Below are 23,674 nucleotides of genomic sequence, written 5' to 3'. Positions count from 1 at the left end.
CATAATCGCAATGAAATTGCATTATTGCAATTTCAAACCATGTTTCTTAAGCTTTCTGCTGATTGTGGAAACATCGATTTTCAACTTTTCTGCGATTTCATTTAAATTTTTCGCTTCTTTCAACGCATCTTGGAGAATTTCCCGTTCATGTGTCTGCATTTGTTCCTTGAATGAGCCTTTGAACAAATTGATTTGTTCCTTGCATCGCTGTACCTTTTGTGGCAAGTCGCTTACCTTAATCACCTCAGCAGGGGCTGTGATAACAAGTTGCTCAATCATGTTTTCTAACTCCCGCACATTACCAGGCCACCTATAGTTGATCAGCCGATCGATAGCATCCCTTGAGAAGCTGCATGTCCGCTTGTACTCCCCGTTAAACTTGTCTGTAAAATGATGAATCAACATCGGAATATCTTCAGTTCTCTCCCTTAGCGACGGAATAAGAACAGGGACAACATTGATTCGATAATAAAGATCTCGTCTGAACGCACCGGTCTCGACCATTTCCTCCAAGTCACGGTTCGTCGCCGCAACAAACCGAACATCAACTTTGACGGGTTCTGTTTTCCCAATCGGGGTGAAGGTCTTCTCCTGCAAGACCTGGAGCAGCTTTGTCTGTGTCTGTAAATTCAACTCTCCAATTTCGTCCAGAAACAAAGTTCCACCAGCAGCTGCCTCGATTAGCCCTTTCTTGCCCTGTTGGTTTGCACCGGTAAAGGAGCCTTTCGCATATCCGAACAATTCAGATTCAACAAGTTGATCGGGTAAAACAGCGCAATTCAATTGAATGAATGGTGCCGCTCTCCTGGGACTCAACTCATGGAGGTGTTTTGCAAATGCGCTTTTCCCTACACCTGTCTCCCCAAGGAAAAGGACCGTCGCATCTGTCTGTGCCACCTTGTTTAATAGATGAGTCACCTTTTCAATCTCCGCCGCCTTTGACACCAGCAAGTTCTTCCCTGAATGACTTCGTTGGACTTCCTGCAGCAACACGTTGATTTCAAATTCACGTTCTCTTAAGCGTTCCTGGAGATTTGATTCCTCCGTAATATCACGTGAAAAGTTGATTACCTTCTCCAGCGACCCAGATTCATTAAAAAGTGGAATGCCACGGACGAAAAGCCGCCTGTCCCCCCTAGTGCGCTGAGTCATCTGAACTTCTTTTAAGGTCTCAAGTACTTTTTTTGAGGAGGATAATGTAATCACTCCGAGCCGCTCCATATCATAGATAGAACGACCAACGAACTCGTCTACAGCCAACCCCATTATTTTTTTGCAATTTGAGCTTACCCGTTCAACAGTGCCTTCTTTATTCACAATGGTTACAAGTTCGCCGCTCAACTCCATCACCGATTTGAATTCACTCTCCAGTGACCGATAGACATTGGTTGTAGTAATAAACTCTTGTAGTCTATCGGAGTCAAAGTGAAGGGACAGTGGATTAGTATATTTTTGCTGACTATCGAGTGAATTATCCTCAAAAGTGACTGTGAGTGTTCCATTATCCTCTAGTTCCATCTGACTAACTTCAAGTGACCAATCATTTAATGCATGTTCCATAGAATCTCTCCTAATTCCATGTTTGCTTTATCTTTTATTATACAGAAAATAATAATAAATCAAACAAATCACTTTCTGTTACTAGTAAAATGGATTCATTAGTGACCAGAACCGAAAAATTCATTTCCCCTCTTGATCCCCCCACTCCCGTTCGTTTATTATTCGATTAAATAATATTTATCTGAAAACATAGTAAATATTATTTTATTCATGATTGCTTCTTGGAGGCGATATACTGGTACCGATTAATTCAGACTGTAGGTGATGGATATGCGGGTTAAGAGTCGCAGCGAGGAAGTCGTCAATGCGATCGGAAAAGATATCGTGAACGGCGTCATCTCCCCGGGGGAGCGCCTTCCCAAGGTAGAGGAACTCAGTGAGGATTACGGCGTGAGCCGGACGGTGATGCGGGAGGCGCTGCAAGGTTTGGCGGCCCGGAAGATCATCCGCGCCAATCAGCGCTCCGGCACGGTCGTGCTTCCGCGCGACGAGTGGCAGCTATGGGATCTGAGTGTCATGTCGTGGATCAGCGAGTCCGAACAGCGGAAAGACAAGTTTCTCCTCGACCTGACGGAAGTTCGACTCGGGCTGGAACCCGATGCCGCAGCACTGGCAGCCAAACATGCGACAGAAGAAGAAAAGGCCCGCATCACGGCCTGCTTTGAACGTCTTGAACAGACACTGGACGATCCTAAGGCATGGGCAGCGGCGGACTTCGACTTTCACTTGAGCATCATCGAGGCGACCCACAATCAGCTGATGGCGGGCTTGCTGAAACTGTTGCACAAAGGCCTGATCCTGAGCCGTGAAAAAACGGTCACCTCCTTGAACGAGCACACCGAACTGCAGCAGGAAAATCCGACAACCGAGATCCTGAACAGGCACCGAAACCTTTATGAAGCGGTGATCTCAGGCGATGCCGACCGGGCAAAAGCCGTCATGACCGACATGATTCTGAGGGTGCGGCAGCTGATTGAAGCATCACAACAACAACAATTCTGAAGGGAGTTTTGAAGATGGGGATCAAACTGGTACGTTTTGAAGATCAGGGGACAAACAAATGGGGCGTCGTTGACGGGGAGAACGTAAAGGTCCTGAACAACAGCTCAAAAACGCTGGCCGAATTCCTTGAGAATGGACAAGCAGAAGCTAGAGAGGCCGTCGGTAACGATACCCTCCAAACAGTGGCATTTTCGGAAATCACCCTTCTAAGCCCGGTAACGAAGCCGGCGAAAATCATCTGCCAGGGCGCCAACTATTCCACGCACCGTGAGGAAGCGGGCATGGAAGCGAAACGGCCACCGTTCAATATGATCTTCGACAAGGCGAACAGCTCCCTCGCCGGTGCCTATGACACAGTCGTGAGCCCTGAGCACGTCAAACTCCTCGATTATGAAATCGAGCTCGGTCTCGTGATCGGCAAGGATATCACTGAAGAAACAGCTGTCACCGACGACAACCTGCATGAATATCTGGCAGGAATCGTGATTGCCAATGATGTTTCCGCGCGGGACGTCCAACTAGTCCAGGGCCAGTGGCTAAAAGGCAAAAGCTACCGCACCTTCTGCCCTACCGGCCCGTACCTGTACCTGTTGGACAAAGAAGACATTCCGAACATCCACAACCTGGAGCTCAAACTTTGGGTGAATGACGAGATCCGCCAGGAAGCCAACACGGAACAGCTTCTGTTCAAACCGGCCGAAACGATCGCTGAACTGTCCGGCGTCATGGATTTTGATACAGGCGACATGATCCTTTCCGGTACAACAGGCGGCGTGGCGCTTAACCTGACTCCTGAGCTGCTGGCAACCGTCTCCAATCCGACCATCGATGCCAACCACCGATTGGAAGTGCTCGTTGAAGCCCAAAGCAAAAGCGGCCGCTACCTGAAAGACGGCGACGTTATCCGCGCAAGCATCAAGAGCCCCGACGGGAAAATCGATCTCGGCGAACAGAAAAACAAGGTACAGGCACCTGCTCTCGTCTCTTCCAAGGCATAAACCAATCGGGTGCCCTGCACCCAAGGCTAAATTGTATGCGCTTACACTCATAAAAACTGGAGGTCAGACATGACGAATACACACGCTTATGACGTGATCGTGATCGGCTATGGTCCAGTCGGCAAAATGGTTTCCGCCCTGCTCGGACAGAAAGGTTGGAACGTGGGCGTCTTCGAACGGTATGACCGTCCGTATGGGCTACCCCGCGCGGTGAAATATGACCACGAAATTACTCGATTGCTTCAGAAAATCTGCCCTGTCGAGGACATTCAAAGAATCTCAGTAAAGGTGCCCGACAACTACGTCTGGTGCAATGCTGACCGGGTCCCCCTCCTTGAAATCGATTGGTCGCAGGACGGCATATCCGGCTGGCCGGCTGACATGCTGTTTAACCAAGCCGAACTGGAAACGATCATGAATGAAGCCTGTGAAAGCCTCCCTTCAGTTGACATCAATCTCGGCTACAACGCGATCCATCTCAATGAGCACGAAGATCAGGTCAACGTCTTGTTCAAGTCCATCAACGGTGAAGTGATCAACACGGCAGCCAAATATGTCATCGGCTGTGATGGCGCGAACAGCTTTGTCCGGGACAACATGGAGCACACCATAACTGACCTCGGCTTCTACAATGATTTCCTCATTGTGGACATCATCCCGACTGAAGATATGGAATTCAAGCCGATGAACCTGCAGGTCTGCGATCCGAAGCGGCCGACCACCTGTGTGTCCGGCGGGCCCGGCAGGAGGCGCTGGGAGTTCATGCTTCTTCCCGGCGAAACCAAGGAAGAGTTTAAAAGCGAGGAGGTCGCATGGGATCTCCTGAAGTCATGGGGCATCCATCCCGGAAATGCAAAGATGGAACGCCATGCGGTCTATACATTCAAGGCCAAGTGGGTCGACCAATGGCGAAAAAACCGGTTGTTTTTGGCCGGGGACGCCGCTCACCTCACCCCGCCTTTCATGGGACAGGGCATGTCATCCGGCATCCGGGACGCCGCCAATCTGGCCTGGAAGATGGATCTTCTGCTGAAAGGCGTCACTGATGACTCAATCCTGGATACCTACACGGAAGAGCGTAAGCCCCATATGGAAAAGCTGATCGAAGCTGCCATTTACCTCGGAAAAATCATTTGCACCACGGACGTGGAACGCGCAAAACAGCGGGATGAACAGTTCCTGAGCGGAAACTTCCCTCCTTTCCCCGCTTTCCCAACCCTTACTGAAGGCGTGTTCGACAGGAGCGGAAGCGAAAAAGAAGCCGGATTGACCGGGCATCTTTCCCCTCAAGGAATAGTCGAACATAACGGCCAAAGCGGATTGTTCGATAACGTCGTCGGCCAGGGATGGGTGCTCATGGGATGGAACCATGACCCGAAAGAGGGACTGACTGAACAGCAGATTCAGATGCTTGAGGACATCGGAGCCGTTTTTGCCAAAGTTGTCCCAAAAGCTCAGCCTGAACCGGCTGCCGTCATCGATACAGATGGTACGTATGAAGCGTTCTTCCGCACAAACGGCATCGAAGTCGCCCTATTCCGTCCGGATTTCTACATTTACGGTGTCCGAGGACAGAAAGAAGAACTGCCAACATTGATCCAAGGCCTTTCCGAACAGCTTACCCAACAGACAAACTTGGCGAATGCCCGATAAATCAGGAGGTAGATGACAATGACAAACGTAAAAGCATTCCGGTTGGTGTACGTGAATTTTGCTTCCCCCAACGCTGAAAAGCTGAAGGATTACTATATCCGCACGATGGGATACGTCCTGACAAAGGAAGAAAGCGGCGTCATTTATCTGAGCAACGGCTTCGACCATCACAACATCGTCATCACCCCCGCCCTGGAGAAAAAAGTGCTGAGCTACGGCTACCAGCTGGACGGAAAGCTGTCGCATCAAGAAGTCCAGGCACAACTCAAAGACATCGGAATCTCCTCCGTCCTGAAGACGGATGCCATTCCCGGGGTTTCCGAACTGGTCGAACTCCATGACCCGGACGGCAACACCGTCCACATCTTCAATGAGATCGAGCATCCTGCGCCAGGCTTCGGCCAATCCGGCATCGTCCCGCAGAAACTCGGCCACCTCGCCTTCTACGCCAAAGATTTCAAGAACGTCATCAAGTTCTACGAGGAAGCACTCGGATTCATGTTCAGCGACCAGATTGGCGAAGACTTCGCCAACTTCCTCACCTGCAACACCGACCACCACGTCATCAACATCGTCGCATCCGAAACCAAAAGCCAGACACTGCATCACATCGCCTTCCAGCTGAAAGACGCCAGCCATCACACCATCAGCAGCGACCTACTGGCCAAGCACGGCCACCCGGTCATCTGGGGACCGTCCCGTCACACCTCCGGCCATAACATCGCCACCTATCACTATGACCCGGACGGCAACGTCGTCGAACTGTTTACGGATATGGATGTCTACGTCCCGGAACTCGGAATCTACGAACCCCGCCCATGGCACGAATTCCTCCCGCTTAAGCCACGAGTATGGGACGGACTCAGCGCCTGGGGAACCGAATTCGAAGTCGATCTGGCGAATGTATGAAAGAAGCCGGCAACCCTTTGCGGAGGGTTGCCGGCTTTATTTTTGGTATATGTTTAATTGGCATTTAAGAACACCCTTGTTCAAGTAGTTAATTGATGAGTCCTGTCCACTTTTTTCTCAATTTCTGTATCCTCATAATCATAAACACCTTTTCCAGTTTTAACCCCTAATCTCCCCGCTTTAACATACTTTACGAGCAAGGGGCTTGGCCGATATGTCTCTCCCAAAGTTTCATGCAAATATTGTAGATTTCTAAGCCTTACATCAAGACCGACCAAATCACCTAGTTTAAACGGCCCCATAGGATAATTCAACCCCAATTCAATCGCCTTATCTATTTCTTCCGCAGTACCGACTCCTTCCATAAGCATATTAAATGCTTCGTTTCCAACTAGTGCACTAATTCTGCTTGTTACAAAGCCTGGGTATTCATTTACAAATACAGTTTCTTTCCCCATCTTCTCAGCCACTTCTTTGACAATTGTCGTTGTCTCCTTAGATGTTTCGAGTCCCTTTATTACTTCTATTAACTTCATTTTAGGAACGGGATTAAAGAAGTGCATGGCTATTACTTTATCAGGTCGTTTTGTAAATGATCCAATTTCCGTCGGACTCATTGTAGAAGTGTTTGTTGCTAAAATCGCCTCAGGGTTAGTGTATTGATCGAGCTTTTCAAACGTCTCTTTCTTTATACTAATAATTTCGGGAACTGCCTCTATAACGAAATCTGCCCTTGCTGCTCCCGATTTTAGATCCGTAATGTATTGAATAGATGACTTAGCTTTCTCCGCATCCTCTGTCGAAATTTTCCCCCTTTTAATTCCAGTTTCGAAGGATGAGTTTATTTTATCTTCAGCCCTGTCCAGAGCTTCCTTATTAATATCGTTAACTATGACATTATACCCACCAACAGCAGCAACATATGCGATGCCACTGCCCATTGTTCCTGATCCTACAACCATTATTGTGTTTACCGTCATATTAAATCCCCCTCTTGTGAATTATGCAATTCTTTCAATTAGCAATGCCATGCCTTGTCCACCACCGATACAAAGTGTAGCAACTCCATATCTCTCTTGACGTCTTATGAGCTCATGCATTAACGTAATTGTTATTCTCGCCCCTGTTGCTCCTAGCGGATGGCCTAAAGAAATTGCACCACCATTAACATTCACTTTATTGATATCAAGTTCAAGTTCCTTAATAACAGATAGTGCTTGAGCAGCGAAAGCTTCATTAAGTTCAAACAAATCAATATCTTCTTTAGTGAGTCCTGTCCGCTCAAATAAGGCTTGAACTGCCGGGACTGGACCAATACCCATAATTTCTGGGCCTACTCCTGAGGTTGCCCAGTCTACTATCCGAACTAAAGGCCTTAGTCCGAGTTCGTTCGCTTTTTCTTCCTTCATAATGACTAAAGCTGCCGCCCCGTCATTTCTACCGCAAGCATTCCCGGCTGTAACTGAGCCTGCTTCCTTAAATGCAGGTCGTAATTTGGCCAGTTTCTCAATCGTTGTGCTGGGCCTAGGGTGTTCATCTGTATCAAAAATCACTGTTTCTTTTTTACTCTTTACTTCAACGGGAATAATTTCATCATTAAAAACTCCCTTCTCAATCGCTCTGGCTGCTTTCTGCTGGCTGAGTACTGCGAATTCATCTTGTTCCTCCCTACTAACCCCATACTTCTCAGCCAAATTCTCAGCAGTAATACCCATCCCTAGGTTTTCTCCATACATCTCCATAGGCTGTTGACCATTCAAAAGATTTGAATCAATCATTTTTGGGGGTCCCTCTCCAAAGCGGGCGTTAAATATGTAAAACGGAGCCCTGCTTAAGTTTTCAGTCCCTCCAGCCACAACAATATCTGCTTGATTAAAGGCGATTTGCTGAATAGCAGACACTATTGCCTGCATGCCTGAAGCACACAGGCGGTTTACGGTAAATGCCGGCTTATCTATCGGAATGCCAGACCGCAAAGCTGCGACTCTTGCAACATTTGATGATTCAGATGTTTGTCTGACTTCGCCCATTACTACTTCATCAACTTGGTAAGGTTCTATGCCTGCTCTATTAACCGCTTCCTTAATTGCGATACTTGCCAGTTTTCCAGAATCAATATTTCGGAGTGAACCGCCAAATCTACCAATTGGCGTCCTTACCCCACTAACGATTACATATCGATCGTTCACTTCAATCCCCCCTCTCTTTAGTTTCCACTGAACTGCGGTTTTCGTTTCTCTACAAATGCAGCAGTGCCTTCATTTTTGTCATCGGTAGCGAACAGTACTGCCTGTGCAAGCTTTTCAATCATCAACCCGGTATTTTGATCTGTTTCTGTTCCGTACTGAATCGCTAACTTGGCTAACCTGACTGCCAATGGACCTTTATTAAGAATCGTCTCTGCTAAATCAGTAGCAGTTTGACGTAAATCTTCAATAGGAACAACTTCCGAAATAATATCCTTGTCTTTAGCCTGGTTTGCGGTTAGGATTTTTCCTGTCAAAATAAGTTCAATAGCTTTCCCCTTTCCGATAAGTCTAGCGAGACGCTGTGTGCCACCCGCCCCCGGAATGATACCGAGGTTTAGCTCAGGAAGACCTACCTTTGCATTCTCGGAAGCGATACGGATATCACATGCAAGTGCCAGTTCAAATCCCCCACCTAATGCAAACCCATTAATCATTGCAATAGTTGGTTTTTCATAGCTCTCGATATAGTTATAGAACTCTTTCATTCCGCCAGATTGCAGAATCTCTAACATTGAGCGATCATGAAGTTGCTTAATATCCGCTCCGGCAGCAAAAGATTTTTCCCCGGCACCTGTAATAGCAATAGCTCCAATGCTTGGATCGTTTTTTACCGAATTCATATAGTCTTTCATTTCATCTAACGTTTCTTGGTTGAGAGCATTTCTAGACTCTTCCCGATTGATAATTAGGAACGCTAAGTTACCTTCCCTATCGACTTTAATATTTTTGTAATCCATAGTTACACTACCACCTGTGTTTACCATCTACATCCGCTCCTATCAATTTTTAATTGGTAACATTACCTGCTACATAAATTACTTGCCCCGTAACATACGAAGCCTCCTCTGATGCAAGAAATGCAATAATGCTTGCAACGTCTTGCGGTTCACCGACGCGTTTGATTGCATTGCTCTTTATTACGTTTTCTTTTATGTCTTCATAAGAAACTCCAGTTCTTTCTGCAATCGATTTCGTCATTTCAGTTTCAATAAAGCCAGGTGCAACGGCATTTACATTGATGCCATAGGGCCCCAATTCAATAGCCATAGTCTTGGTCATCCCCTGGATTCCAGCCTTGGCAGCTGCGTAATTAGTTTGGCCTCTCTTGCCAAGGGCAGACCTTGAGGAGAGCATTACTATTTTTCCTGATTTCTGTTTCACCATATATTTTTGTGCTTCCCGAGAACATAAGAAACTTCCTTTTAAATGTGTATCTATAACAATTTCCCATTCATTTTCATTCATCTTAAATAACAAGTTATCTCGAGTTACTCCTGCATTATTCACCAATACATCAATTCTGCCGAATTTATAGTGAATTTCCTTAAAACACTGAACTACTTCTTCACTGTTTGTAACGTCACACTGATAACTTTCTGTAACTTTGCCCTCTTTACGAAGCTTATTGGCAAGGTTTTGGGCCATTTCATCTTGGTAGTCAATAATAGCAACTTGGGCCCCCTCTTTTACAAAACGCTTTACTGTTGCTTCTCCAATGCCTTGGGCCCCTCCTGTCACTACAACTACCTTGTTGCTAAACCGTTGCATCGCTCTCACCTACTTAGATAACATTTCTTTGTACTTTTCCGATTACCATTGTTTCCCCGTCAGCTTCAATACTAACTTTTAATTCCTTATTCATTAGATTGGTTATATGGATAGTGAATTCTTGGTTTATAACAATAGGTTTTATAAACGTCACTTGATATACCACTGCTTCTCTTTCAAATAAAGCTTCAACTTCTTGCTCAATCAAAACCAACAATAATAGCCCATGTACAAGAGGTTTACCAAAAGGAGTGTTAGCCGCATAAACAGGATCAGTATGAATTGCTCCTGTACCGCCAGTGGCTTCTGCAAATGCGTTAACTTGCTCTTGAGATACTCTGATCACTCTACTGGTTCGCTCTTTTTCGGATAAACTTTTATTAGCCATTAGCAAAGCCCCACAGATAAGTTGTGTTTTCAATGCAATATAGTGTTCCTTCTTTATTAAATGAGGTTTCAAGAATCAAGTAGTCTCTTCCTTTACTCTGATACTTGTCTTTGACTTTAACCGTGACTTCAAATCGATCACCTATTTTAGCTCTTTTAAAGTTTTCATTTTTTTGCTTTAAATGAATTGTACCTGGTACTGGATTTCCAATTGTATTGTTCCAAACGTGATAAGTTAAAAAGATTGAATAGGGTAGTTCCGATTGCCAAGACTCTTCGTCTTCGATATATAGAGACTGCAAAAACTTCTTAGCTAAGCGATCGGTAATTTCATACTCAGTTTTATATTCCTTTCCAATGACAGTTGTTCTGTAATTAAACGATGCCATAGTATCCTCCTAAGCATGTGTTATCGTCCAAGGTAAACTGGTTCACGTTTCTCTTGAAATGCCTTTTTCCCTTCCTCGTAATCATGAGTTGTATAGGAAGAAGCTATTGCATTGTTTTGGTGTCGAACTGATTCCTCAATAGATGCACCAATGCTCTCGTTAATTGCCCTCTTAATTAATCCAATTGCAGCGGTTGGAGCAGTCGCCAGACGTTCAGCAAGGTCTTTCACTGCACCAGTCAATTCATCGTTGCTGCAAATCTCATTAACAAGGCCAATACGTTTTGCCTCTGTAACACTAAATTGCTCACCTAGGAATAAATACTCACACGCCTTTTGGTATCCAACCAATTTAGGGAGTAAAACTGTTCCGGCAACAAGTCCACGTTTAGCAAAAACTAGCCCAAACCGCGTATCCTCTGCTGCATAGACCAAATCACAAGCAAGGGCGATGTCGCACCCTGCCCCAAGTGCATATCCGTGGACTTGGGCAATTACAGGCTTATCAATACTTCTTATAGCGGTAATAACACGCCCATAACCCAATTCTGCTCGTTTTCTATTTCCCTTAGGAACAGGTTGCTGTTCAGTGCCCATTCCCCTCAGGTCATCACCTGCACAAAAAGCTTTTCCATTTCCTTTTATAACAATGGTACGAACCGACTCGTTATATTGACTTTCTCTCAAAACATCCTCGAGTTGTTGAATTACGTCATAGTTTAAAGCATTTAAAGAATCCGGACGATTTATCGTGATAAATCTTACGCCCTTTTGATCTTCCAAATCGATAAAGTTATTAGTCAATATGCTCACTACTCCTTACATTTTTAATTAAAGCGTCGACAATTGTGACACCTTTTCCTTCTTCGTGGACAATAACTGGATTAAGATCAATCTCTTCCAAAAACGCTTCGTTTTGCACTACAAATTGCGAGAACTTTACTACCACATCTACTAATGAATCAATATCTTTAGGTGTACTCCCGCGAGCTCCCTTCATTACAGGAAACATCATCAAATTTTCAATCGCAGCCTTTGCTTGCTCATTCGAAATTGGAGGAATTAGTAATTGGAAGTCTTTCAAAACTTCAATGAATACCCCTCCTGAAGCTACCATTATGACTGGACCAAAGACTGGATCTTTTTTCATACCGAGGCTAATTTCAAAACCGCTATCTGCCATCTCTTCTACAATAGTTTCTAAATTTCCGTTTCCATCAACTAACAATTCATTGGACTTCATATTAGAATAAACACTCAACAACTCTTGCTTATTTTTAATATTGAGTTTCACTCCACCAATATCAGATTTATGCTGGATTTTCGGGGAATTCACCTTGAGTACTACAGGAAAATTCAGTTGTTCACTTAGTTCTAATAGTTCACTTGAACTTCCACACACGAACCCTTTTCCAATTGGGAAGTTATCTTTAAGTACTCGTTTACTGTCATATTCAGACATAAACCCGTTATGTGTTTCTGCACTTACTAGCAATTCGGTCATATCAAATAAAGTTATGGAATCATTTATAGTAGAATTTCCTTTTGCTTCAATGCAATACTGGGCATACTTGGCGAAAGCCTTCACACAAAGCGAAGGATCCTCGAAAGCTGGTACATCATTCTTATTAAAGATTTCTACTTTACCTTTTTGACTTCCTACCCAAGCGACACCAATCAATTTCTCCCCAACTGATTGGGCTTCTATGATATCCCCCATAATGGTATCGATATCATATCCTTTACCGATGATGCCGAGCCCAAATAAAATAATATCTACGTTTGGATCATCCATTAGAATTGGTAATGCATTTGAAAGAAGCTCTTTGTCGTTTAGTAATTGTGCAGTAACATCAATAGGGTTCTCAAAAGATGCGAAGATTGGCAAAATTCCTTCTAAACGTTTAATGGTTTCTTCTTCAAATTCCGCAAGATTAAGGCCGAACTCTTTACATTTATCTACCATCATAACACCGAGTCCGCCAGAATTACTGAGGATAGCTACGTTCTTTCCCTTAACTCTTTTATCAAGTCGAAAGACCTTCGAGAACGAACTTAATTCATTTACGTCATCAACACGAACAAGGCCGAATTGATCGAATGCTTTATTTATTACCGCGTCTTCTGCCGCTAGCGCTCCCGTATGAGAACTTGCGGCTTTTTGAGCTTCCTCGCTTTTACCGGGCTTTAAGACAAGAACTGGCTTATCAAGTTCAACTGATTTTTTTCCTAAATCAATCAATTCTTCACCATCTTTAATCGATTCCATGTAAATTTGAATCATATTAATATCATCATCTTCTAGTATATAAGTTGCAATTCGTGGAATATTGATGTCAGATTCATTTCCTGTTGATGCCCAGTATTTAATGCCTGTGCCTTCTTCTTTTTGCATGTTATAAACCATTGCTGCTACCGCACCACTTTGACTCAATATTGCTGAAGAACCATTCACCAAATCTCCCTCTACAAAGGCAGTTGAAAAAGAAGTAATGCTTCGCTGTTTTAAATTCGCCAATCCTTGGCAATTAGGGCCAATAATGAATAGACCTGATTGTGCTGCAATTACCGAAATTTCTTCTTGTAGTTTCCGTCCTTCTTCTCCCATCTCTGCAAAGCCGGAACTGAAGATCATACATGACTTGACTTGTTTTTCAATGCACGCCTTTAAATTTTGTACTACGTACTTTGCACCAATCGCTATAATTGCAAGATCAACTCCCATCGGAAGCTCTTGTATAGACCGGTATGACTTCAGTCCTTGGATGGAATCATACTTAGGATTTACAGGATAAATCTTACCTTCATACCCATACCGCAACAGATATTCAATCGGTCTTCCACTAATTTTGCCTGGGTCATTTGAAGCTCCGATTATTGCAATACTCTCGGGTTTCAAAAAGCTACTAAAATCATTCTCTTTTTCGACTGGACTCGTAACTTTCATAGTCATAATTTATTCCCCTCACCCTTCAATTTTCATCTAAACTGCCAATGATTTGTTTATGCTACTAACAACTTTGTTCTTAGTTTTCCAAAGATACAATGACATGAATACGATTACAGATATCCCTACCAAGTCTGTAAGCCATCCTGGGTAAAGGAGACCGACTGCAGAAATACCGAAAATTAAGCTCTCCCATAGTCTCATCGGACGAATGTGATACTTTTGAATTGCAACTGCCAGTGAGTATATTCCAAATAGGGCAGTGATCACACTGATGATGATATTAATAGCAGTCCCTTCGAGAATCAGCTCTGGACCTAAAACGAACATAAACGGCAACAAGAATCCAGGAATACCAAGTTTTAAAGAAGTTAGGCTCGTTACCAAAGGCTTCTCTTCCGCAATCCCGGCTGCAACTATTGATGCAAGGGCAACTGGAGGTGTGATTGCGGAGATAATACCAAAATAGAAGATAAACAAATGTGCAGCGAGCGGGTTTACACCCAAATTAACTAAAGCCGGTGCGACCATTACACTTAGAACTAAATAGGCTGCAACTGTCGGGAGACCCATGCCAAGAATTAGTGAGACTACCATAGTCAGCAATAGAAGAAGGAAAAGATTTTCCCCTGCAAGAGTAATCAGAATGGAAGAAATAGAGAAACCGAGTCCAGTCTGGTTAATCACCCCAATAACAATTCCAACACATGCGCATGCAATTGTAGTTTCAAGCGAACCAACTGCGCCTTTCTTCATACTTGAGAATAATTGAGAGATTGTCATCCGATTATTTTTATTTACAAATGTAGATATAATCGTAATAACAATCGCCCAGAAGGCTGCTTTCATTGGTGACCATTGCAGATATAGGAGCAAGAAAACTAGCGTCAAAGGAGACAGCATTAAATGCCATCCTTTTCTAAAAGTTTCCCGGAGACTTGGGATATCCTTCGGCTCCATTCCTTTTATTCCATTCTTCACAGCTTCAATATCCACCATAATGAATACTGCTACATAGTAGAGAACGCCAGGAATCAATGCTCCAAGGGCTACTTGCCAAAATGGGATTGAGAGTACCTCCGCAATTAAGAACGCTGCAGATCCCATAACCGGCGGCATAAATTGCCCCCCTGTAGAAGATACGGCTTCCACGGAAGCAGCAAAACGCTTAGAATAACCTGTCTTTTTCATCAATGGAATGGTGAAAGCACCTGTTCCTGCAGTATTTGCTACTGCACTGCCGGAAATAGAGCCGAATAAACAACTTGCAATCACCGATATTTTGGCAGGACCCCCACGAATTTTTCCGACTACAGCAGTCGACAGATCTATGAAGATTTGTCCACCGCCGGAAACCTGCAGAATTGCCGCGTACAAAATAAAGAGAAATACGAATGTGGCAGCTACACCCAACGCGACACCGAATATACCCTCTAATCCCATTACCTCATGTCTAAACAGTTCCGACAGTGTATAACCTTGATGCTGGAAGAGGGCTGGAAGGTAACTTCCAAAATAAGAATATGCAATAAATATCATTGCAATAATTGGAAGTGACCACCCCACAACTCTCCTCGTTGCTTCGAGAACAAGAAGAATAATCAGGAAACTGATAATTTCTTGCATTATAGAGAGATTACCAGTCAACGACCAGATTTCAACATGGTTTATAGCAATGTATCCTGTTGCAAATAACGATAGAACAACCATCAAAGTCTTTTCTACAGTAAATCTATCTTTATTAATTGGGTTACTAACTGAGAAAGGGAACAGTAGAAATATCATCACAAGCGCAAAGAGCAAGTGAATAGATCTTTGTTGTAATGCTGGCAAGACACCAAAAGCAGCCGTGTACAACTGAAATAAACACCAGGCTATACCAATAAACATTATAGAAAAAGGGAATAGTCCTTTCTCATTTTTTGTTTCCATATAATCACCTACCTTATTTTTATTCTAAATAATGGAGCCTTCTAACGTATGCGGTCAGAAGGCTCTATTTTATTCCTATTCCAAAACTCCAACTTCTTTAAAGTATCTAATAGCTCCTGGATGTAGATCATCGGGGTTGATAATACTTCTATCGATATAGTTTTTTGTCATTTCTGGAGTTATAGACTCTCCGGCTGGATGGATTGCAGAAATCTCTTCGTGGTTATCAAGAATTGCTTTAGTTATTTCATAAACTTGTTCCTCTGTAAGGTCAGAATTTGCATATAGCACAGTAAATTGAGTATAGTAATGCGCATCTTCATCCAATCCTTTATAAGTACCACTTGGAGTGGTGCCGTTAGCCCAAAGTGGATATTCTTTATCCCATGCTTCACGGATTTCCTCGTCTATTTTGATAAATTTTAAGCCCTTTCTAGAGGTGGACAAATCCTCTAGTAATCCAGCTTTAGGATAAGAAGTAAAGTTACCTACATCTATACTTCCTTCTTTTAGCGCCTCAGCCTGCTCTGCATATGATAGGAACATCCATTCAACTTCATTTTCAGCTATACCTGCAAAATCGAGATATTCTGTAATAATATCTTTTGTCGTTTGTGAAGAAACGCCTACTTTCTTTCCTTTTACATCGGTAATACTTTCAATACTAGAGTCTGCAGTTGTTACCATAGCCATAACGTTGTCGTACATCGCGAGAATTGGTTGTATGTTCTCGTATGCTTGATCAAATTCTCCAGTTCCCTCTTCGGCACGTTCCATCATATCAGCCATTCCAATACCGACAACTGCTTGCTTAGAATCGAGCATTCTTGGAACCTCACTAATAGATGGCGGAACAGTAGTATTTAAATTGATATTTTCAGTGTTCTGATTGATGATATTCGCCATTCCCCCACCTAGCAAATCATATAAGCCTCCCGAGCTTCCTGTCGAAAAGGCTCCCATTAACCTTTTCCCGGAACTCGGTTCTGAATCTGCTCCCTCCGTGTTGTTACACGCCGCCACGAAAATTAGTGATAGCACCAAAATTCCCAATGCAATTAGACGACTTTTAGCTCGTTTCAAACGGAACACCCCCAAATTATTTTTTAAATGAGTTTTGATAACTCATCTGTTACTGATTTCAATTCATTTGCAATCGCTTTCAATTCTTCACTGGTTTTTCCGTTACTTAGCATTACAACTGTTATAGCGAATTCAATTTCCCCGGATTTGCTGAATACAGGTAGAGAGATACCCGAAATTCCTTCTATATGCTCTTCAATACTTATTGAAAATCCCTGTTCTTTTATTGCAGGCATTTCACTCAAAAACTCTTCTCGATTAAATTTTGTTGAATTTGTGTATCTTTCGATGCCAATTCGATCTAAGATTTCTTCTCTTTCCTCACTTGATAAATAGGCCATAAAAAGTTTTGCAGTAGCTCCTGCATTCATCTTAAACCGTTGTCCCTCTTTAATAGCAATACTATAGGGTGAGTCAGGAATTGCTTTATCGATATAGAGCCACTCATCCCCAATTCTCTGAACAATTCCAGTAGTAGAGTTCGTTAGCTTAGAAACTTCAGCAAGGTACTCTCTTGCTATTTCTAAGTAGTCTATAAACTCCGATGCCCTTTTACCCAAAACAATCAGGTAGGACCCAAGCGAAAATTGTTTAGTTTCTTCCTTGTAATTTAATACTTTTTGATCTACGAGAGTCTTTAAGATTCTATAACAGGTAGAACTATTAATTCCGACTCCTTTACTGATTTCGGTCAAAGTGGATTTTTTGTTCTTATACTTACTTAAAAAAGTAATAATTTCTGTTGCGCTTTTAACAGCCGGTGATAAATAGGTCTTCTTTTCTGGTGTTGTAACATCCACGTTGGCTGATTTCCCCCTTTCACTACAAGAGCCTTCTTTTCAAATAAGAAAACTCTTTTCACATGTAACAATAAGGTACTTATATCAGAAAGTCAACCGATAATTTCAATTTTTTTATAAATTCTGTTTAATTTAGCGTTAGGTTATCGTTGGATGGATGGAACTGAACGTTTGACGGTTTCCATTAACGAATAAGTGAGCACGTTTCCTGTAATTCCCTTCCTATGTAACAACTCGCCCTTTCATATAAAGACCCGACAGGCAACTGCCTGTCGGGTTTCTTCATCTCTTTTCTAAATAATTTATACGCTTAACCGCTTGATAAGCGTAGACTGTTTGATAAAGCCAATACTCTCCTCACTTGTCGGCACCTTCGCATTGTTTGTCGGCACCTTCGCATTGTTTGTCGGGTTGCCGCTGTCCAAGGCTCTTTCGCCATTTTTACACTGGCGTTCATAATGCCTGCTCATCGATGTCCCATTCTTTTAGGTTCGGGATTTTTAGCGAATCGCAGAGTACTTTTACCGATTGGAAGGTGCGTTCTGCGGTTTCTTCAATGGTCTTGTCTTCATCCGCGGAGTTGATCCTGCCGATGTCCGTCAACCGCTCTAGTGCAGGCATCCTTGCTGTATTCCAGGACTATCGGCAAACCTTCGCGGGGGGAGGGGTCGGCTTTTTGGTTTTGTTTAATTCAGCTAGTATCCGTAATGACTCAGGCTTAATTGGTAGTCGTTCAAGCGTAACAGGTAATGATTCATGCAAGTTGGGTAATCATTCAACTTTCTTATACAGCCCATACCTACCCATCACCCCATCCATAAACACCTCAATATATTCCCTGCTCTCTTTCTGCAGATCAAACGTCTCCCCGAACGCATGCCAGTCGTACAAAGTCCCGCGCATGCATCGGGTAATTTGCCAGGTGAGCTTCTGGATGTCGATGTCTCCCTGCAGTTCCCCCCGCTCAATCGCTTCTCCGATCAATCCCCTGATGATCCGGTACAAGCTTCGGTCGGAGTTGGCGAAGAAGTTTTCGTCGGTGTCGTTGAGGCCGCTCATGTAGACGGTCCGCATGAGGTCTTTGCCGAGGACGTTTTCGAGGTGGTCCATCTGCCCTTCAAACAGGAGGAGGATCTTTTCTTTAAAAGCAGCCTCTTCAGGAATGGTAAGGACGAATTCTTCATAGAAGGAGTCAATTTCTTTAAATTTCTCGATGAAGATGCCGTATTTGGATTTGAAGTGGCCGTAGAAGGCGCCTTTGGAGCTGTTGCTCTTTTGGACGATTTCATCGACGCTGACATTATCGAAGCCTTTCTTTTTAAATAGTTCCAATGCGGTGTCGAACAGCCTTTGCTTGGTCTGTTCTGCCTGGGTTTGCCGGTTTGTTGTCGTCATGTTTCTCCCCTTTCAATGTTCATATTAATTATTCTAAATATTATTGACATAACAATCCTCTATTGCTTATATTATAGACTATAGTCTAAGACTGCGGTCTATGAAAGTTGTAAGCGCTTTAAAAAGGGAGGGTACATCATGGACATCATCGGAAACCGGACACTGCGCACGGTACTAAAAGAAAAGGCGGAACAGTACGGGGACAAGGAATTGATTGCATTCGAAGACGCGAATGGCAACCAGACTCGAAAGACGTACAGAGAGTTTCACGAGGAAGTGCTGGCATTCAGCCGTTCGCTTCTCCACCTTGGCATCAAAAAAGGCGACCACTTCACCGTCCATCTGCCGAACAACACGGAGTTCCTGACCATTTGGTTTGCGGCAGCGGAGATCGGTGCGGTCATGGTGCCGACCAACGTCCTGTCAACCGCAGATGAGATGAACTATCTGATCAACCACTCGGATTCGGTTTTGCTGATCACCGAGGAAGACTACCTGGATAAGTTCGCCAGCATCAAAGACGAGATTCCAAACATCCGGCATACCATACTGACACGCTCCGAAGCTCATGAGGGAGCCCATTCTTTCGACCAGCTTGTCGAAGAAGGAAAACAACTCGATATCGAACTTCCTGAAGTCCACCCGGAAGATGTCGTCGGAATGCTCTACACTTCCGGCACGACCTCCAAGCCGAAAGGCGTTCAGGTGACGAATGCAAATTATATTTTTACCGGTGAGCTGATGTCCAAGACAATCGGACTTACGCCAGAAGACCGGACATTCACGGTACTTCCCCTCTTCCACGGCAACGGGCAGTACTACACCTGCATGCCGGCACTGATAGCGGGCGGAAGCATCGCTCTTACCGAACGGTTCAGTGCTACCCGCTACTTCAAGCAGGCCAAGGCGCTCGGCGGGACGGTCGGTTCGCTGTTCGCTGCTCCGATACGCATGATTCTTTCAAAGGAGTACGACCCGGCAGACCGGGACAACCCGCTCCGGCTCATCCTGTTCGCCCAATCGGTCGGGCAGCAGGAACTCGACCAGTTCGAAGATCAGTTCGATACCCGCCTCTATCAGCTATACGGCATGACTGAAACCGTCGGGATTCCGCTCATGAACCAGCCGTACGGAACGCCCAATAACCTGAGCATCGGACGGCCGACCCTCGGGTATAAAGTGAAGCTGATTGACGAGGAAGGCAACGCGGTTCCGGCAGGACAGACCGGGCAAATCGTCGTAAAGGGCGTTCCGGGCAGGACGATCATGAAAGGCTATTTCAAGAATCCCGAGGCCACTGCTGCCACCGTCCAGGACGGCTGGCTGATGACGGGCGACAACGCAAGGCTCGGCGAAGACGGCCGATTCTTCTTTGTGGACCGCCTGAAAGACATGATCAAGCGCTCCGGCGAGAACGTCGCAGCCGGCGAAGTGGAAAGCGTGCTGACCGATCATGAAGCGGTATATGAAGCCGCAGTCATCGGCGTACCGGATCCGATCAAAGACGAGGCGATCAAGGCATTTGTCATCATGCACGACGGAGCTCAGGCTTCTTCGGAAGAACTGCTGGCCTACTGCCGTGAACGTCTCGCCAACTTCAAGGTGCCGGACACCATTGATGTTGTAGAAGACTTCCCGAGAACCGCCGTCGGAAAGATTCAGAAGCACCTGATCCGCCAATCCGTCCTTGCGTGAGGATACACACTATAAATAGGAAGAAGGCATCCATATGAAAAAAGGAAAAGTCCTGCTGGCAAGCCTCTCGGGTTCTGTCATTGAATGGTACGACTTCTATCTGTACGGGACGGCGACCGCCCTGGTGTTCTCGACCCTGTTCTTCCCCAACCATGACCCAGCCATCTCCATTCTAATCGCCTTTGCGACATTCGGTGCCGGGTATGCGGCACGGCCGATCGGTAGCATCATCTTCGGACATATCGGGGACAGAATCGGGCGAAAAGCTTCGCTCATGCTGACCCTGATCGGGATGGGCGGCAGCTCCTTCCTGATTGGGTTGCTTCCCACCTATGCACAGGTCGGTGTGCTCGCCCCTGCCCTCCTCGTCCTCCTGCGCCTTATCCAGGGCATAGCACTCGGCGGAGAATGGGGCGGAGCGGTCCTTCTGGCAACAGAATCCGCACGCAAAGGGCTCCGCGGCCTATTCGGTTCCATCCCGCAATTGGGCGTGCCGATCGGACTCGTCCTCGGAACGTTCAGCTTCACCGCCATCAGCGCCTTCACGACTGAAGCACAATTCATGGCCTGGGGCTGGCGCATTCCGTTCCTCTTTAGTGCAGTGCTGATTGTTCTCGCCATCTGGATCCGGAGCACAATTGAAGAAACACCGGAATTCCAGAAGAAAAAAGAATCCGGCCAGATTGCAAAAATACCGGTTGCCGACTTGTTCCGCAATAACAAAAAAGACCTGTTCCGCATCATGGGGCTGAAGCTGGGCGACGGATTCTTCAACGTCTTCCTCATGTCATTCATCCTCGTCTACGCGACTACCTACGTTGGGTATACCCGTGACCAGGCACTCATGGCACTGACACTCAGCTGTGCTACGATGATCATCACGATCCCGATTGTCGGCTACATCTCCGACTTTATCGGCCGCAAGACGATCTACATCGCAGGACTTGTCGCCATGATCGCCCTGGCCATCCCGTACTTCCTGGCAGTCCCTGCAGGCACCGGCTGGTTCTTTACGATGCAGATCCTGATGCTCGGCGTCATCTGGGCATCGATTTTCGCCACACAGGGAACGTTCTTCTCCGAACTGTTCCCGGCAAATGTCCGCTACACCGGTCTGTCACTCGGCTACCAGGTGGCCGCAGCCATCGTCGGCTTCGGCCCGATGCTCTGGGCCACGATGGGCGACCATTACGGCGCCGCTCCGTACCTGTTCGGCGGCTTCATGATTGGCGGACTCCTAATCTCCCTGGTGCTTTCCATCTTCTCGCCGGATACACGCACATTCACCCAGTATGAGGAGCATGCGGAACTTGGGGATCTTGAAGAACCTGAACTGAAGCTGACACCTTCGGGGAGCAACAGTTGAATGATTGAGGAATGAGGAAAAGCAGCCGGAATGGCTGCTTTTCTTTTTAATATTCGAGTTAAACCCGCTCAATAATTACCTCACCATCAGCCTGCTCCAGAAACTTGATCATTTCCTCAACCAATTCAAACGCCACTTGTTTTAAACTTTCCATCCGATCAGATTTCTCTACGTCGAATGCCTTTAACTGCTGAATGGTTAATGGGATGTCCTCAATCGGTTGGGGTTCATCGTACCAGCCCTCCAGATAAAAGTAATCCTTAACGATGCCTTCCTTTTCGATTCCGCTGTCAAAGAGGACATCCATGATGGTATCAAAATAACCGTCCCAAATGATCATACAGTCTTCTCCGTTAATTAAATTGATCTCTTGTTCGCCTTCGAAGCCATCGTAATATATTGTGTTGATCACGTCAGTCCCCCTCAACCTGCAACAAGTCAATCGTACTCGATGTATACTTGTCCTTCTGCACTCTTGAGAAACAGGATGATGCCCTGAAGCAGTTCAGGAGCTACTTTTTTCATGTTTTCGGTTCCTTCAGCATGGTTGATATCGAATGCCTTCAACTGTTTGATGGTTAGCGGAATATCTTCGATTCTCCAAGGATCGTCATACCAGCCCTCACGATAAAAATACTCTCGTATAATCCCCTTCTTTTCAGGATTTCCTTTTAGGAGAGCATCCATGATCGTATCAAAGTAGCCATCCCAGATACTCATCCTATTTTCTCCGTCACTTAAGACGACTTCATGCTCGCCTTCGAAGCCATCGTAATACTTTGTGTTGATCATGTAAGTCCCCCTTTAGCCCAAAACAAGTCAATCATACTCGATGAATACCTGTCCTTCTGCATTCTCAAGGAATTTGATCATGTCCTCAATGAGTTGAGGTAAGACTTCTATTAAAGTTTCCGTCCCTTCAGCTTTATCCAAATCAAATGCCCTAAGTTGATTAATGGTTAACGGGATATCCTCAATAGGCAACGTTCGTCGTACCAGCCTTCCTGTCTGGAATACACTTCGGGCATTCCTCCCTTTTCAACTTCTGTTTTTAGAATGGAATTAAGGATGGTGACGAAATAGCCATTCCATATAATCATTTCTCTACTTTCATCTCTAACTATAAGTTCTGGTTCGCCTTCGAAACCATCATAGTACCTTGTGTTAATCAAACACTAAGCCCCCTCGCTTTTAATCCCCGTTTAAACCAGCCTCTTTAAATGCTACCGGTAAAGTCATTTTATCAAGAACCCACAAATGAAACACCACAGCCAATGGACCGTTCGGCGCGACTGCAATCCCCCTTCAGTACGCCTTAGCATATGATGTCAGGACCCATCAATAAGGGAGTGATCATCCAGTGACATTTTACATGAACCAGCAACCCTCCTCTCCCCCACCACCATACGCTCCACCTAGACCGTTTCCTTCACACTATCTCGTCGACTGTTTATACAATTACACGTATGTTTGGCTGGTGACCGGGGAGAACTTCTGGTTTTACCCCACCTACCTTCAATACGGGGAAGTTGCAGGTTATCGGTGGACTGGACGGACCTGGACGTTTTATGGTTTCGATGAGCGACTAGTTGAGACGGTTTCCTGCAGTCCGATTCCGACTCTCTATTAATGCCACGTGATCATTCAAGCCTAACAACTCGCCCCCATGCAAAGACCCGACAGGCAGTAGCCTGTCGGGTCAGACTGTAGACAAAGTGAGTGAACTACTCCTTGGTCTGCAGTTTTTTCTATTCCTGAAAAT

General features: G+C 45.1%; 22 protein-coding genes. 6 read left to right on the top strand and 16 right to left on the bottom strand.

Annotation, left to right across the window (positions count from 1 at the left end; genetic code table 11):
* Positions 1-21: 21 nt before the first annotated feature.
* A complete protein-coding gene (locus DZC51_RS11955) occupies positions 22-1,560 on the bottom strand; it encodes a sigma-54 interaction domain-containing protein (protein ID WP_157296221.1) in 1,539 nt (512 codons plus the stop codon).
* A gap of 270 nt (positions 1,561-1,830) precedes the next feature.
* Between DZC51_RS11955 and DZC51_RS11950 the strand changes: the two genes are divergently transcribed.
* The 4 genes from DZC51_RS11950 (at position 1,831) to DZC51_RS11935 (ending at position 6,122) form a co-directional block, all read left to right on the top strand.
* The gene (locus DZC51_RS11950) at positions 1,831-2,562 is read left to right on the top strand and encodes a FadR/GntR family transcriptional regulator (RefSeq protein WP_198304117.1); all 732 of its coding nucleotides are present in this window, start codon (positions 1,831-1,833) and stop codon (positions 2,560-2,562) included.
* 14 nt (positions 2,563-2,576) lie between these two features.
* Positions 2,577-3,560: a fumarylacetoacetate hydrolase family protein gene (locus DZC51_RS11945; protein ID WP_157296219.1), complete on the top strand. Its 984-nt coding sequence runs from the start codon at positions 2,577-2,579 to the stop codon at positions 3,558-3,560.
* Between the two features lie 69 nt (positions 3,561-3,629).
* A complete protein-coding gene (gene mhpA, locus DZC51_RS11940; RefSeq protein ID WP_157296218.1) occupies positions 3,630-5,213 on the top strand; it encodes a bifunctional 3-(3-hydroxy-phenyl)propionate/3-hydroxycinnamic acid hydroxylase MhpA in 1,584 nt (527 codons plus the stop codon).
* 18 nt (positions 5,214-5,231) lie between these two features.
* Entirely contained in the window at positions 5,232-6,122 is an 891-nt protein-coding gene (locus DZC51_RS11935) for a VOC family protein (RefSeq protein WP_157296217.1), read from the top strand.
* A gap of 80 nt (positions 6,123-6,202) precedes the next feature.
* Here the strand turns inward: DZC51_RS11935 and DZC51_RS11930 are convergent, their stop codons facing one another.
* The 13 genes from DZC51_RS11930 to DZC51_RS11870 form a co-directional block, all read right to left on the bottom strand.
* Positions 6,203-7,102 carry a 3-hydroxyacyl-CoA dehydrogenase gene (locus DZC51_RS11930; RefSeq protein ID WP_157296216.1) on the bottom strand — a complete coding sequence of 300 codons (900 nt, stop codon included), beginning with the start codon at positions 7,100-7,102 and terminating at the stop codon, positions 6,203-6,205.
* Positions 7,103-7,123: 21 nt separating this feature from the next.
* A complete protein-coding gene (locus tag DZC51_RS11925; protein WP_157296215.1) occupies positions 7,124-8,311 on the bottom strand; it encodes a thiolase family protein in 1,188 nt (395 codons plus the stop codon).
* Between the two features lie 17 nt (positions 8,312-8,328).
* Positions 8,329-9,135, bottom strand: coding sequence for an enoyl-CoA hydratase/isomerase family protein (locus tag DZC51_RS11920; RefSeq protein WP_370513693.1), 807 nt, complete (start codon positions 9,133-9,135; stop codon positions 8,329-8,331).
* A 22-nt stretch (positions 9,136-9,157) separates the two neighbouring features.
* Entirely contained in the window at positions 9,158-9,919 is a 762-nt protein-coding gene (locus DZC51_RS11915; RefSeq protein WP_157296214.1) for an SDR family NAD(P)-dependent oxidoreductase, read from the bottom strand.
* 13 nt (positions 9,920-9,932) lie between these two features.
* Positions 9,933-10,307: a MaoC/PaaZ C-terminal domain-containing protein gene (locus DZC51_RS11910; RefSeq protein WP_157296213.1), complete on the bottom strand. Its 375-nt coding sequence runs from the start codon at positions 10,305-10,307 to the stop codon at positions 9,933-9,935.
* On the bottom strand, positions 10,300-10,695 hold the full coding sequence (locus DZC51_RS11905; protein ID WP_157296212.1) for a hotdog family protein: 396 nt from the start codon (positions 10,693-10,695) through the stop codon (positions 10,300-10,302). Before DZC51_RS11905 ends, DZC51_RS11910 begins: the two co-directional genes overlap by 8 nt.
* 20 nt (positions 10,696-10,715) lie before the next feature.
* A complete protein-coding gene (locus DZC51_RS11900; RefSeq protein WP_157296211.1) occupies positions 10,716-11,498 on the bottom strand; it encodes an enoyl-CoA hydratase/isomerase family protein in 783 nt (260 codons plus the stop codon).
* Positions 11,491-13,647, bottom strand: coding sequence for an acetate--CoA ligase family protein (locus DZC51_RS11895; RefSeq protein ID WP_157296210.1), 2,157 nt, complete (start codon positions 13,645-13,647; stop codon positions 11,491-11,493). The genes DZC51_RS11900 and DZC51_RS11895 overlap by 8 nt, the downstream gene beginning before the upstream one ends.
* Before the next feature lie 30 nt (positions 13,648-13,677).
* On the bottom strand, positions 13,678-15,573 hold the full coding sequence (locus tag DZC51_RS11890; protein WP_157296209.1) for a TRAP transporter permease: 1,896 nt from the start codon (positions 15,571-15,573) through the stop codon (positions 13,678-13,680).
* Between the two features lie 75 nt (positions 15,574-15,648).
* Positions 15,649-16,656, bottom strand: coding sequence for a TAXI family TRAP transporter solute-binding subunit (locus DZC51_RS11885; protein ID WP_157296208.1), 1,008 nt, complete (start codon positions 16,654-16,656; stop codon positions 15,649-15,651).
* Between the two features lie 23 nt (positions 16,657-16,679).
* Positions 16,680-17,456 carry an IclR family transcriptional regulator gene (locus DZC51_RS11880; RefSeq protein ID WP_157296207.1) on the bottom strand — a complete coding sequence of 259 codons (777 nt, stop codon included), beginning with the start codon at positions 17,454-17,456 and terminating at the stop codon, positions 16,680-16,682.
* 453 nt (positions 17,457-17,909) lie between these two features.
* The gene (locus DZC51_RS11875) at positions 17,910-18,077 is read right to left on the bottom strand and encodes a hypothetical protein (protein WP_157296206.1); all 168 of its coding nucleotides are present in this window, start codon (positions 18,075-18,077) and stop codon (positions 17,910-17,912) included.
* 150 nt (positions 18,078-18,227) lie between these two features.
* A complete protein-coding gene (locus DZC51_RS11870) occupies positions 18,228-18,851 on the bottom strand; it encodes a TetR/AcrR family transcriptional regulator (RefSeq protein ID WP_157296205.1) in 624 nt (207 codons plus the stop codon).
* A gap of 138 nt (positions 18,852-18,989) precedes the next feature.
* Between DZC51_RS11870 and DZC51_RS11865 the strand changes: the two genes are divergently transcribed.
* Both DZC51_RS11865 and DZC51_RS11860 read left to right on the top strand, forming a co-directional pair.
* Positions 18,990-20,546: an AMP-binding protein gene (locus DZC51_RS11865; protein ID WP_157296204.1), complete on the top strand. Its 1,557-nt coding sequence runs from the start codon at positions 18,990-18,992 to the stop codon at positions 20,544-20,546.
* 34 nt (positions 20,547-20,580) lie between these two features.
* Positions 20,581-21,912, top strand: coding sequence for an MFS transporter (locus tag DZC51_RS11860; protein WP_157296203.1), 1,332 nt, complete (start codon positions 20,581-20,583; stop codon positions 21,910-21,912).
* A gap of 58 nt (positions 21,913-21,970) precedes the next feature.
* On the opposite strand, the gene DZC51_RS11855 is transcribed toward DZC51_RS11860, so the two are convergent.
* Both DZC51_RS11855 and DZC51_RS11850 read right to left on the bottom strand, forming a co-directional pair.
* Entirely contained in the window at positions 21,971-22,324 is a 354-nt protein-coding gene (locus DZC51_RS11855) for a hypothetical protein (protein WP_157296201.1), read from the bottom strand.
* 26 nt (positions 22,325-22,350) lie between these two features.
* On the bottom strand, positions 22,351-22,704 hold the full coding sequence (locus DZC51_RS11850; RefSeq protein ID WP_157296199.1) for a hypothetical protein: 354 nt from the start codon (positions 22,702-22,704) through the stop codon (positions 22,351-22,353).
* Positions 22,705-23,674: the final 970 nt, after the last annotated feature.

It is taken from the genome of Bhargavaea sp. CC-171006 (genome assembly GCF_009761675.1).
GTDB lineage: Bacteria > Bacillota > Bacilli > Bacillales_A > Planococcaceae > Bhargavaea > Bhargavaea changchunensis.
The sequence above is the reverse complement of the archived record's forward strand: the minus strand, read 5'-3'. Positions and strand labels throughout refer to the sequence as shown.

Bases quoted from the DNA above. Each gene is read 5' to 3' on its own strand.
- DZC51_RS11955 (WP_157296221.1), bottom strand. From the start codon at position 1,560: ATGGAACATGCATTAAATGATTGGTCACTTGAAGTTAGTCAGATGGAA.
- DZC51_RS11945 (WP_157296219.1), top strand. From the start codon at position 2,577: ATGGGGATCAAACTGGTACGTTTTGAAGATCAGGGGACAAACAAATGG.
- DZC51_RS11870 (WP_157296205.1), bottom strand. From the start codon at position 18,851: ATGACGACAACAAACCGGCAAACCCAGGCAGAACAGACCAAGCAAAGG.
- DZC51_RS11875 (WP_157296206.1), bottom strand. From the start codon at position 18,077: ATGCCTGCACTAGAGCGGTTGACGGACATCGGCAGGATCAACTCCGCG.
- DZC51_RS11895 (WP_157296210.1), bottom strand. From the start codon at position 13,647: ATGACTATGAAAGTTACGAGTCCAGTCGAAAAAGAGAATGATTTTAGT.
- DZC51_RS11915 (WP_157296214.1), bottom strand. From the start codon at position 9,919: ATGCAACGGTTTAGCAACAAGGTAGTTGTAGTGACAGGAGGGGCCCAA.
- DZC51_RS11930 (WP_157296216.1), bottom strand. From the start codon at position 7,102: ATGACGGTAAACACAATAATGGTTGTAGGATCAGGAACAATGGGCAGT.
- DZC51_RS11905 (WP_157296212.1), bottom strand. From the start codon at position 10,695: ATGGCATCGTTTAATTACAGAACAACTGTCATTGGAAAGGAATATAAA.
- DZC51_RS11935 (WP_157296217.1), top strand. From the start codon at position 5,232: ATGACAAACGTAAAAGCATTCCGGTTGGTGTACGTGAATTTTGCTTCC.
- DZC51_RS11910 (WP_157296213.1), bottom strand. From the start codon at position 10,307: ATGGCTAATAAAAGTTTATCCGAAAAAGAGCGAACCAGTAGAGTGATC.
- DZC51_RS11860 (WP_157296203.1), top strand. From the start codon at position 20,581: ATGAAAAAAGGAAAAGTCCTGCTGGCAAGCCTCTCGGGTTCTGTCATT.
- DZC51_RS11920 (WP_370513693.1), bottom strand. From the start codon at position 9,135: ATGGTAAACACAGGTGGTAGTGTAACTATGGATTACAAAAATATTAAA.
- mhpA (WP_157296218.1), top strand. From the start codon at position 3,630: ATGACGAATACACACGCTTATGACGTGATCGTGATCGGCTATGGTCCA.
- DZC51_RS11850 (WP_157296199.1), bottom strand. From the start codon at position 22,704: ATGATCAACACAAAGTATTACGATGGCTTCGAAGGCGAGCATGAAGTC.
- DZC51_RS11950 (WP_198304117.1), top strand. From the start codon at position 1,831: ATGCGGGTTAAGAGTCGCAGCGAGGAAGTCGTCAATGCGATCGGAAAA.
- DZC51_RS11890 (WP_157296209.1), bottom strand. From the start codon at position 15,573: ATGGAAACAAAAAATGAGAAAGGACTATTCCCTTTTTCTATAATGTTT.
- DZC51_RS11865 (WP_157296204.1), top strand. From the start codon at position 18,990: ATGGACATCATCGGAAACCGGACACTGCGCACGGTACTAAAAGAAAAG.